The sequence below is a fragment of the Stenotrophomonas sp. CFBP 13725 genome (assembly GCF_014841935.1).
Lineage (GTDB): Bacteria > Pseudomonadota > Gammaproteobacteria > Xanthomonadales > Xanthomonadaceae > Stenotrophomonas.
The window spans coordinates 87,714-99,550 of record NZ_JACYUV010000004.1 but is presented as its reverse complement, the minus strand read 5'-3'; the positions used below and the strand labels follow the sequence as shown (position 1 = coordinate 99,550).

9 protein-coding genes are annotated in these 11,837 nt (G+C 62.6%); 2 read left to right on the top strand and 7 right to left on the bottom strand.

Annotation, left to right across the window (positions count from 1 at the left end; translation table 11 throughout):
• The first annotated feature begins 50 nt into the window (after positions 1–50).
• Together IFT65_RS08625 and IFT65_RS08620 are read left to right on the top strand one after the other, a co-directional pair.
• A complete protein-coding gene (locus IFT65_RS08625; protein WP_192081130.1) occupies positions 51–743 on the top strand; it encodes an NAD(P)-dependent oxidoreductase in 693 nt (230 codons plus the stop codon).
• Positions 733–1,698: a glycosyltransferase family 2 protein gene (locus IFT65_RS08620; RefSeq protein WP_192081129.1), complete on the top strand. Its 966-nt coding sequence runs from the start codon at positions 733–735 to the stop codon at positions 1,696–1,698. Before IFT65_RS08625 ends, IFT65_RS08620 begins: the two co-directional genes overlap by 11 nt.
• Positions 1,699–1,719: 21 nt before the next feature.
• Here IFT65_RS08620 and IFT65_RS08615 read toward each other — a convergent pair whose 3' ends face one another.
• Genes IFT65_RS08615 through IFT65_RS08585 form a run of 7 tightly spaced genes read right to left on the bottom strand, consistent with a single transcriptional unit; the run spans position 1,720 to position 11,789 of the window.
• On the bottom strand, positions 1,720–2,559 hold the full coding sequence (locus tag IFT65_RS08615) for a glycosyltransferase family A protein (RefSeq protein WP_192081128.1): 840 nt from the start codon (positions 2,557–2,559) through the stop codon (positions 1,720–1,722).
• Entirely contained in the window at positions 2,556–3,032 is a 477-nt protein-coding gene (locus IFT65_RS08610; RefSeq protein WP_197974059.1) for a GtrA family protein, read from the bottom strand. Before IFT65_RS08610 ends, IFT65_RS08615 begins: the two co-directional genes overlap by 4 nt.
• Before the next feature lie 2 nt (positions 3,033–3,034).
• Complete coding sequence (locus tag IFT65_RS08605) at positions 3,035–4,819, bottom strand: hypothetical protein (RefSeq protein ID WP_192081126.1); 1,785 nt, start codon at positions 4,817–4,819, stop codon at positions 3,035–3,037.
• An 8-nt stretch (positions 4,820–4,827) separates the two neighbouring features.
• Complete coding sequence (locus IFT65_RS08600; protein ID WP_192081125.1) at positions 4,828–8,460, bottom strand: glycosyltransferase; 3,633 nt, start codon at positions 8,458–8,460, stop codon at positions 4,828–4,830.
• Positions 8,460–9,815, bottom strand: coding sequence for an ABC transporter ATP-binding protein (locus IFT65_RS08595; protein ID WP_192081344.1), 1,356 nt, complete (start codon positions 9,813–9,815; stop codon positions 8,460–8,462). Before IFT65_RS08595 ends, IFT65_RS08600 begins: the two co-directional genes overlap by 1 nt.
• Entirely contained in the window at positions 9,805–10,599 is a 795-nt protein-coding gene (locus tag IFT65_RS08590) for an ABC transporter permease (protein WP_192081124.1), read from the bottom strand. The genes IFT65_RS08595 and IFT65_RS08590 overlap by 11 nt, the downstream gene beginning before the upstream one ends.
• On the bottom strand, positions 10,599–11,789 hold the full coding sequence (locus IFT65_RS08585; protein WP_192081123.1) for a cystathionine gamma-synthase: 1,191 nt from the start codon (positions 11,787–11,789) through the stop codon (positions 10,599–10,601). The genes IFT65_RS08590 and IFT65_RS08585 overlap by 1 nt, the downstream gene beginning before the upstream one ends.
• Positions 11,790–11,837 lie beyond the last annotated feature (48 nt).

Below are 11,837 nucleotides of genomic sequence, written 5' to 3'. Positions count from 1 at the left end.
CCTAAAATGCAGATGACCTCCACCACCCGCTGGCCCGAGGCCCTCACCAGATGATCGTCGGTTCGGGACTGGTGGCCCGCGCGTTCGCACAGCGCTACGCAGAGGACGATTCGACGGTCATTTTCGCCTCCGGCGTCTCCAACTCGAATGAGAAAGACCCAGCGGCATTTGCGCGCGAGCACGACATGCTGGGCGGCTACCTGGCCGATGGCCAGCGGCGGCTGGTCTACTTCGGCAGCTGCAACGTGGTCAACGCCAAAGAGCACTCAGTCTACTTCCAGCACAAGCGGGAAATGGAAGCGCTGGTCATCGGTTCCGGCCGCGGCACCGTACTGCGCCTGCCGCAGGTCGTAGGCCGTACGCTCAACCCGAATACCCTCACCAATTTCCTCAGGGACTGTATCCTGCAGGAACGGCAGCTGACGCTGTGGGCAGGCGCGCAACGCAATCTGATCGACATCGACGATGTCGCCGCCATCGCCACCCATATCCTCGATGGCGGTGCCCCGCCGCCGGTGGTCGCCATCGCTTCACCGTGGTCACTCCCGATGCCCCGCATCGTCGACCTGTTCGAGCAGGTGCTGGGTCGCAGCGCGCGCCGCGTGCTGGTGGACCGTGGCGAAGCAATGGCGATCGACAGCACGCTGTCCGAGCAGGTTGCTCGAGACATCGGAGTCGATTTTGGGCCAGACTATCCACTCCGCGTGATCCAGAAATATTACGGCGCCTGCCATGAAGCCTGAACTCTCCATCGTCATTCCTGTCTATGGCAGTGCCTCGATCCTGCCGAGCCTCGTGGCCCGCTTGGAGGAAGTGCTGGTACCTGTGCTGGGCGTAGACGGCTTCGAAGTAGTACTCGTACACGACGCCGGCCCCGACAATGCCTGGCATGTCATCCGCGACGAAGCCCGCACGCGTCCGTGGCTGATCGGCGTGGACCTGCGTCGCAATGCCGGCCAGCACAATGCGATCATGGCCGGCCTCGGCTTCGCACGAGGCCGCTACATCGTCACGATGGACGATGATCTGCAGCACGATCCGGCCGACGTTCCACGCATCCTGCAAACCCTGCGCGATGGCGCCGACCTCTGTTACGTACAGTTCGAAGGCCGCAAACATGCATTGTGGAAACGCGCAGGCAGCCGGTTCAACGACATGGTCGCCGCACGCTTGCTGAAGAAGCCGGAGGGCTTGTATCTGTCGCCTTTCCGGGGTTTCGTGCGTGAACTGGCTGAAGAAGCCCGGCGCTACGAGGGGCCCTTTGTCTATCTCGACGGACTGTTGGTGCAGAGCACCAGCCCCAAACGCATCGCAACCCTTCTCGGCCAGCACCATGCGCGAAGCGATGGCCACTCTGGTTATAGCCTGAGCAAGTCGATTTCGCTCTGGCTGCAGATGGCGACCAGCTTTTCCATCGTACCGTTGCGCTTTGTCTCGCTGGCCGGCGTGCTGGCTTCGTGCGTGGCATTCCTGCTGGCCGTGGTAGTGCTCTGGCAGAAGCTGCACAGTCCGCAGATGCCGGTGGGCTGGCCGTCGCTGATCATCACCATCCTGTTCATGGGCGGCCTGCAGTTGCTGGCACTCGGCGTCATCGGCGAGTACACAGGCCGCGTGCTGCTGAACATCAACAACCGCCCGCAGTACATCATCGGACGCACGACCAACGTGGAAGGCCGGGACGAAGACGATCGCCCCTGAACCGACGGCATGGCCGTAACCTCAGGCCGTGCCCATCCGGCGTCCCAGCCACAGGTAGGTCAGGCGCCTTGCGTGCGCCATCAGCCGCGCTTTCAGGTTCCCCACGCGCAGCGTCATGGGCGACAGCAGCTCCGGATCAGCCGCAGCAAGCGCGTTGTGGAATTCAATTGCCTGCTGCGCCTGATCATTCATCAGTCTCACGCTCCACTGTCCTGCATTGATGCGGAAACTGGCCAGGCTTTCGCGCAATGCCACCATATCGCCCTGCAGCATGATCGCCGAATAGCTCGCCTGGTCGATCAGGTAAGGATGTGCGTTGTCCCAGCCTCCGGCCTGGACAAGCAGTTCCCGCCGAAACATCACGCAGCCGGGCTCACCGAAGAGGTTGGTGCCGGCAAGCACCGACGCGCGCACCGCGTCACGCCCACGCACCAGTCCGTGAAGTGAACCGAGGCCACGCGCGGCGATCACTATCCTGCCTTGCGCGTCCACAAGGTCGCGCTTGCTGGCGACCAGCACCGCTGACGGGTACGCATCAAGCGCCGCGACTTGGCGGCTGAGGGCATTGGGAGCAATCAGGTCGTCGCCGCAGACCAGCTTCATCAGCTCGCCGCGCGCCGCCATGCTGACCCGGTCCCAGTTGGCTTTGGCACCGCCGCCGGTGGGTGTGGGCGTCAGAATGCGAACCTTTGGATGATCGGCATAGCGTTCCAGCAACGTGTCGGTACCGTCGTTGGAGGAATGATCAGCCACGACAAGCTCGAAATTGTCATAGTCCTGCGCAAGGATCGAGTCCAGCGTCTGCGCCAGGTATTCGACGTTCCGGTATGCCGGCACGACGACAGAAACACGTGGGTTCATTCCTTTTTCTCCGCAGTGGGTGGTTCGGATCGTCGCCGGAACGAGAAATGCTTGTGGCCGATATAGTTGAAGACCACCACCAATACCGTGATCCCGATCTGGGTGGGGATGGCCGGCAACCCGAGAACATCGGCAAGCAAAGCCAATGCTCCGATGTTCAGCAGCAGGCTGCCGACATTGACGCTGCTGAAGCGCAGGAAGTCACCCCAGCCATTGCCGGTGACCCGGAAGACCAGCCGCCGGTACACGAAGAACACCAGCACCAGGGACACCACCCAGGCAATGCCCAAGCTGACCACTGACGGCACGTCCGGCCCCAGAAGGAGCACCAAGCAGGCAAACAGCGCCGTGCTGAACGCGGTGTTGCCACCTCCCACCAGAAGAAACAACACCCGCTGGTCCTTGATCAGACGCTGCAGCGGCCCCGGCGCGCCCGTTGCGAACGGTAACGCACCCTTCTTTTTCCCGGCCACGGTCACGGCACCTCGCAGCTGACCGAGAACCCGGTCAGAAGCACGCCCAACTCGCGACTGTCGCTGCTTCCCGGCTGATCGCGGATGGGAATGATGACCGGGTCGACCGCAAGCTGGGCACGCTCATTGCCCACGCGAGCGCGCGCCGCCTGGCCTGGCTGTATGGTCAGAACATCTTCGCTGCCCGCTGCCGTGCTGATACGCACACGACGTTCGGATTGACCCTCGGGCACATACAGTTCCGCGAAATAGGCGCAGCCGCAGGGCGGAAGCGCAAGCGACGCGTTCGCGCCACTCCAGCGCGCGGCGCCTTCAGCCGCGTGCCAGCCTTGCGTGTACTCGATCTTGCGCGTGGAGCACTCGGTCACAGCGCCGTCGGCGTAAAGCGCCAGATGACGCTCACGCATGACGTTGGCGCCCTTTCGCCCGTACTCCAGCTGCGCCTGCAGCAGGCTGGCGGCGGCATCGTCGGGAACGCCCCGCAACAACGCCTTGTTCATGGCCGCGAAGATGCTTTCGCGGAAGGGACTGGCTTTCCACTCCTGGGCATAGGTGAGCATCTGGGTTACCAGGACGCCCGACAACAAGGCCCCCACCAGCACGTTCCATCCGACTGCGCGCCGGGGTGCAGCCTGCAGTTCGCGTGCGGCGAGCCAGATTACCCCCACGAGGCCCAGCACCAGGTCCATGTAGTAACGCGACGCCATCACCCCGAACGGGCCTTCAACACCACGCGCCAATGTCAGCGAAGCGGCAATCAGCACACCGTAAAGGACCAGCAGCAGCGGCAATCGCGATCCCGGCGCACCCCGGCGCAGCCAGGAAACGGCTGCGACCGTGCCGACCACCAGCAGGATGCCGCCCAGCACGGCGATGGTCACTAAAGGCAGCTTTCCTCCCAGCAGGACCGCTTCGCGGTATCCCAGCGTGGAGCCCATCGCATACAGAAGCAGCACCGGCGTATCCATGCCGACGTTGAGACCATTACGGGTGGACGCATCGGTGACCGATCCGCTGAGCAGGTAAACCACCATCGAGATCACCACCGCCGCGCTCGGAAGAACCCCGGTCCAGCGTCCTTCAGCCCTCCACGCTGGCAGGAACGAGAACACCTGAACGATCAGCACGGCCCCTACGAAGGCATAGTTCCAGCCCATGCCACACACCAGGACGATCACTGGTGCAGCCAGCACGAGAGCCACCAACCACACCGCTGGACGGCGCGAGCGCCCGGAAAGCAGGTGGGCGTGGCCACAGAAGAATCCAACGAACGCAAGATTTTTCGTCCATAGCGGCAGGCCGAGATCGAGGGTCAGCAATTCGTAGCCGGCCCAGCTGAAGCACAGCGCCGCCACGATCACCATCACGATCACATTCAGCGCCGGACGCTGCGGGCCGGGCTGGTGTCGCATGTCAGCCATCCAAGACATGCACAGGCACGCCGCGACGGCAGAGATCACAACGCCGGTCAAGCGATTGGCAAGCAGTACGTCCAGATCAAAAAGGCTGACGTTCGCCCATAGGAACAATTGGTTCACGAATCCGCGGTGCGAGGACCCTCCCCAGAAGTCGAATGTCGAAAGCCGTCCCGCCTGCCATTGGTCAAGCTGGAACAGCAGACGCAGCGAGTCCATGTAAAGCGCATCGGGATGCGCCCGGTTGAGGATGACCTGATGGATGGCCGCGAACACGGCCACCACGGCCATCACCAAGGCGACGCTACGCCACTGTCGTCCCCGGGTATCGCCTGCCCCCGGTTGCATGCGCTGCGCGGAGGTTCCGCTCATCGAAGGCCTCACTCTGCCAGCCCGTCGCGTTGCATCGATGATGACAGCACCCGCCACAACGCCTCACGCGAGTATTCCTTCTCGATGAATGCCTGTTCCGCTGTCGAAACCCGCTGCCAGAGTCCGTCATCGCGCAGCAGCGCGACGATATGTGCGGCCATCGCCGCCGGCTCGTCCGCGACCGGCATGAAGGCCCCGGCGCCGGCGAGGCCCTGCATGCCCACCGACGTGGTTACGCAGGGCACGCCATGGCGCAATGCCTCCAACACTTTGCCTTTCACGCCACCGCCGAATCGGAGCGGAGCAACGGCCACGCGCGCGTTGGCATAGAAAGTTTCCAGACGGGCATCACTGACATAGCCGGTGACCTCGATCTGCTCGGAGGCCAACGCCTGCACTTCAGGGCGTGGATTGGAACCCACCAGGCTTACTCTCACTGCCGGAATCTCGCGCACGACCAACGGCAGGACGTCGTTGACGAACCACAGCGCGGCATCGACATTGGGCGCATGTGCAAAGCCGGCTACCAGCAGGACGTCCTGCCGGCCCTGCGGTGATGGCACCACACCGGAATGTTCAAAGGCATACAGAGGAATGGTTTCAGCACGGCTGGTCGAAGCCGGCGCCTGCTCGGCCAGCCATTGGCGCACGTGACGTGTTTCATCATCCGACGGATAAAGAACGACGTCGGCCTGCTGCCAGAGTGCATGCTCGAAACCGCGATAGCGCTCGGTTTCCCGTTCCAGTTCCTCGTCGGGTTTCAACCGCAGGTGCTGCTGCATGCGCAGGTGATGGATGTCGTGCCCGTAGTAAACCAACGTGGCCGTGCTGCGCCGCCGGACACTCTCCACCAGTTCAATGGAAATGTGCGGACGGTTGAGGATCACTACATCCAGATAGTGCCCATTGGCCTCCATCCAGGCATCGAACCCGGCCACGCCCACACACTCGGCACCATGCATTACTTCGATACCCAAACGCTGCAACGGCAAGGCGTACTCGGCATCGTGGTAAGCGTTCGCTGGCCAGAAAGTGACCTGGCATCCTTCCTGCACCAGTGTGTGCAGCACCTGGCAGGTCGCGCGTGATCCGGCATCGCGGTCCGGCTGCGGAATGTAATGATCGACCACCAATACATGTCGCTTGGTGCGCGAACGATCACGGGCAAGGAAGACGTTCTCGGCATTCGGGAACTGCGTCTCCTGCAGCGTCGGACCCCAGCGCTCAAGGAACTTGTCGCGGTTGATCGCCTGCCAAGCCTTGACACCGCTGGCCTCGTCGGTGCCGCTGGAGACGCCCTCGTAATGCACCACCACCGAGTCCGGCTGCATGTAAACCTTCAGGCCGTGTGCACGCACACGGAATGCAATGTCGGTGTCTTCGTAGTACGCAGGCGCGAAATGCTCATCGAAACCACCAAGTTCGCGGAACAGATCCAGTGGCAGCATTATCGATGCACCGGACACATAGTCGGCTTCCTTGAGGTAGCTGTACGCCGGGCGCGAGGGATCCTCGAGGCGCCCGAAGTTCCAGGCACTGCCATCGGCCCACACGATGCCCCCCGCTTCCTGCAACCGGCCATCGGGGTAGACCAGCTTCGAGCCGACAAGGCCGGCATCAGGGTGCGACTGGAACACATCGACGAGAGAATCGAGCCAGCCCGGAAGGACTTCGGTGTCATTATTGAGAAAATAGACGTAGCGCCCCTTGGCCAACGTCAATGCCTGATTGCAGGACCGCAGGAAGCCGAGGTTCTTTGGGTTGGCGTGATAGCGCAGCCCCGGGATTGTCCCCAGTCCGGCGATCCGCGTATCGCCCGACGCGTCCTCCAGCACAAGGACTTCGAACGACACGCGCGCGCCAGCCTTGGCAATGGATGCCACGCAGGCAAGACTCTGCTCAAAATTGCCGTAGGTCGGTATGACGATGCTGACCAGCGGATCGGCCACATCGGCGAAGCTTATGCTCTCCAGGACGTCCTGAGGGTCATGCTTGATATCCTCCAGCAACAGGCCTTCAATCGGTGTGGGGCCAGTTTCGCTTTGCTTGAGAAGCATGCGCTTTGCCATCGGCACCAGCGGCTTCAGCAACGGATGCTGCGCCAATCCGGATTCACGCAATGATTGCAGCACCATGCCCCACTCGCCGCGCAGCACGCGCCCGCTGAAGCGCAGGGGCTTGGTGATACGCCAGGAACGCGAGCTGAGCAGCGAACCGGTGAGATCCTGGAGTGCCTGCAGCTCCTCGCGATACGACGACAGCAGACTCGACACATCTGTACCACCACTTTCATCGACCTGGCGCCGCCCCGCGAGGTTGACGCCTGACTGCTGGAGCAGCTGATCGATGTGATTGTAGCGTTGCCGCAGTTCAGCACGCGCCGCATTGGTCAGGCCGGAAACAGCCGTCATCTGTGCCTGCAGATGGTTGCGAACGTCCCAGACTTCAGCCATGGCCGACTCCAGGCGTGCGGCCCGCGCCTTCTCATTGTCCAGCCGCTGTTGTAGTCCTGCGATGACGGCCCGCTGCTCCCGCTCATGCTGCTGCAGTCCTGCGATGACGGCCTGCTGCTCCCGCTCATGCTGCTGCAGTCCTGCGATGACAGCCTGCTGCTCCCGCTCATGCTGCTGCAGTCCTGCGATGACAGCCTGCTGCTCCTGCTCCTGGTGCTGCAGTCGTGCGACAGCGGCGCGTTGCTCATGCTCCTGCTGCTGCAACCGCGTTACGACGTCATGCTGCTCGCGCTCCTGCTGTTGCAGCCGCTCGGTAGCGGCCAATCCAGCCTGCTCCAGCTGGTGATGCAGTTCAGCCACCATGCCCTGTTCGCGCACGACATGGCCACGTAACGAGTCGATCTCGGCATTCTGGGCCTGGGCCCAGCGTGCGACTTCATGATGGTGCGCATAGAGGTCTTCCTCTTCGGCATACAGCACCGACGCCGCCAGCTGCGGCAGCAGCGAAGCATCGGCCGCAGCCACCACCACGAAATAGACGGCATCGGGGATCTGCGCAGTGCGCTCCTGGATCCCTTCCCCGGTATCGGTGAGCGCCTGGTAGACGGCCTGCGGCGGGCCCGCCTCCAGTTCAGTGATCGTGGAACAGACCGACATTCGGTGGCCGCACATGCGCAGTGCCGGGAAATGCCGCCCGACCAGTGAATGGAACTCCTCCAGATAGAGTTCCTTTACGTGGTACTCGTTGTGGTAACCCGCACGATCGGAATAGACCTCCTTGTTGGGCGAGGACATGACCATCACGCCATCCGGCCGCAGAACGCGGCGGATCTCGGACATCATTTCTTCCTGCTCGTAAAGGTGTTCGATCGTCTCGAACGACACCACCACATCAACGCTGTCATTGGGAAGCGGAATAGCGGCTGCAGACCCCTGCAGGTATTCGAGGTTCGCTACGTCGGCATAGCGCTCGCTGGCATGGGCAACCGCATCATGCGAGATATCGACGCCGCGCACCGACCGTGCGCGGCTGGCAAGCATGGCGCTGCCGTAGCCCTCGCCACTGGCCACATCCAGCACGTCCTTCCCTTCCACCAGTGGCAGGCACCAGGCATACCGGTGCAGGTGCTCCTGGCGGATGACACCATGTTCTGTAGGGACGAATCGTTCGCCGGTGAACTCGATCATCAGGGTTCCTTTTTGACATCGATGGCAAGCATGGGAAGCCCCACGAGGCCGAAACGCATGGTCTCGTCGATCGCGCGGAACTCCAGCGCGTCATGAATCCAGTGCTGTTGGGTATGGTCGTGCTGGTCGCCGGAAGCCACCGCTGCATCGATCATGTAAGAGCCGGAGGGCATTACCGGCATGCGGAAGAGGAAAGATGCAACGACCGACTCGCCGGCGCGCCCGCCCACCGGCGCGCCCTTGCAGGCGAAATAGCTGTTGTCCCCGAACAGCCGTTGGCCGAGCCGGTCCTTTACGTAGAAACCGACGATGACGCTGTCCAGCGACTGCACGAGCTCAACCCGGATGCGCAGGCGCACCAGCTCGCCGCCCTCGGCCATCCCCAGCGGGGCGCCCTGCTCGTCGGTGAGCGATACATCGACGATGCGCGCCCCCTGCGCACCGAATTCCTGCCCCACGTTCTCCGGGTCGAATTCGAAAAGTGCGATCCGGTTGCTGACGCCCGCTTCGCGCAGCGCGTCATGGCGGAAATCAGGAAGGTCCACTGCCAGCCTGCGCACCTTCTTTTCGATCTTCACGTCCTCGGCACCGGCTTCGCGGCGGCCGACGACGTGTTGTTCGGTCATGTACGCCTCGATCACTTCCTGCGACGTACCGGACAGGCGCATCTGGCCATTCTGCAGCCATATCGCGCACTCGCAGAGGTTGGTGACCGCCGCCGCGTCATGGCTGACGAACAGGAGCGTGCCGTTCTTCTGGAACTCGCGCAGGAAACGCATGCACTTCTGCGAGAAAAAGGCATCGCCGACGGCGAGGGCTTCATCGATGATCAGGATATCGGCATCGACGTGGGCGATCACCGCGAACGCCAGGCGCACCGACATGCCGCTGGAGTAGCTGCGCACGGGCTGGTCAATGAATTCGCCGATGTCGGCGAAAGCAAGGATGCTGTCCATGCGCGCTTCGATCTGGGACCGGGTCAGGCCCAGGATCGTGGCGTTGAGGTACACATTTTCACGCCCGGTGAACTCCGGGTTGAAGCCACTGCCAAGCTCCAGCAGTGCGGCCACACGGCCCTTGACCGTGATGTGGCCTTCGGTCGGATTGAGGGTTCCAGCGATCATCTGCAGCAACGTGGACTTGCCCGAGCCGTTGCGGCCGACGATGCCCACGGTCTGCCCCCGACGAATCGAGAAGCTGACCCCGCGTAACGCCCAGAAATCCTTGTAATAGGATTTACGCTTGCCGGCCAAGGCTTGCAGCAGGCGATGCGAAGGACGTTCGTACATATGATACGACTTGCCAACGCCCTCCACGTCTATGACGACGTCGGTGTCGATTTGCTCAGAGGACATCGGCAAAACCCACCCGCAGTTTGTTGAACAGACGATGGCCCAGCAGGGCGACAACGCACGCAATGACCGAGTAGATGCCGAGTCCAGCCCAATTGGGCATCCGGCCCCAGATCACTACCTCGCGAACCTGATCGATGATGAATGTCAGCGGGTTGAGTTCGAACACGATGCGGTAACTCTCAGGCACGGATTCGACCGGCACGATGGCGGATGACAGGAACAGCATGGCTGCTGCTATCACGCCGGCAATCTGGCCGATGTCACGCAGGTACACACCCAACGACGAGACGATCCAGCCGACGCCGACCGTCAGGATCACCAGCGGCATCACCACCAGCGGAAGCAGTGCCGCAGTGGCTGGGACACTGCCCTTGATGAAAAGGTGCAGCAGGAGCAGCACCACCATGTTCATCAGCAGGTGGAACAACGCCGAGAAAGTCATGCTCCAGACGAGGATGTCCAACGGGAACACCACCCGCTTCACATAGCCGGTATTGGAAATGATCAGCTGCGGCGCGCGGGTGAAGCACTCCGCGAAGAAACCGTGCACCGTCAGACCCGCGAACAGAATCAACGCGAAATCGGTGGTCGAGCCGCTGGAACCCGGCCAACGCCCTTTCATGACGAAGCCGAATGCCAAGGTATAGACCAGCAACATCAGGAAGGGGCTGATCAGCGACCACAGCAGGCCAAAGCTGGCGCCGCGGTAGCGGCCCAGGACTTCACGCTGGCTCAGTTCAAAGGTCAGCAAGCGGTGCTTGCCGAATACAGAGAAAATCCCCATCAACCAACCTTCTGCGTCAGCGCCTGCTCCAGATCTACCATCAGATCCCCCAGATCCTCAACACCAACACTCAGCCGCACCAGCCCCGCACTGATTCCCAGCGTTTCCCGCCGTTCAACCGGAATCGAGGCATGCGTCATCACCGCAGGATGGTTCACCAGGCTCTCCACACCCCCCAGCGACTCGGCCAGCGTAAACAGCTCGGTGCGCTCGCAGAACCGCTTCGCCGCGTCGAACCCGCCCTTCAGCACGATCGATACGATGCCGCCGTAACCGTTCATCTGTGCAGTAGCCAGTTCGTGCTGCGGATGACTCTTCAGCCCCGGATAGATCACTTTCTCCACCGCCGGCTGGGTTTCCAGCCACTGCGCCAGAGCCATCGCGTTTGCGCAATGCGCCTTCATACGCAGCGGCAGGGTCTTCAGGCCACGCAGGGCCAGGAAGCTGTCGAACGGCCCCTGCACCGCGCCAATGGAGTTCTGCAGGAAGGCCATCTGCTCGGCCAGCTCGGTGTTGTCACCGACCACCACCATGCCGCCCACCATGTCCGAATGGCCATTGAGGTACTTGGTGGCCGAGTGCAGCACCAGGTCCGCGCCGAGTTCCAGCGGGCGCTGCAGCATCGGCGAGGCGAAGGTGTTGTCGACCACCACGATCAGCCCGTGCTTTTTCGCCACGGCGGCAACCGCCGCGATGTCGACGATCTTCAGCATCGGGTTGGTGGGGGTCTCGATCCACACCATCTTCGTGGCCGGCGTGATCGCTGCCTCGAAGGCCGCCACGTCGGTCAGGTCGACGAAGCTGAAATCCAGCCCGGCGGTGCGACGACGCACGCGTTCGAACAGGCGGAACGTGCCGCCATAGATGTCATCCATCGCCACGACATGGCTGTTGGCATCCAGCAGTTCCATCACCGTGGACGTGGCCGCCATGCCCGACGCAAACGCGAAACCACGCGAGCCGCCTTCCAGCGAGGCTACGCACCGCTCGTACGCAAAGCGCGTCGGGTTGTGGGTGCGCGAGTACTCGAAACCCTGGTGCTCGCCGGGGCTGCTCTGCGCATAGGTGGACGTCGCATAGATCGGCGGCATCACCGCGCCCGTGCTGGGGTCCGGCGACTGGCCGCCATGGATGGCCAGCGTGGCCAGTGACAACGCACGCGCGTGGGCGGGCTTGGACGAATCGGACATTAAGTTGATTCCTGCAGGGCGCCCAACACGGTCGCCATCAAGGGGTCG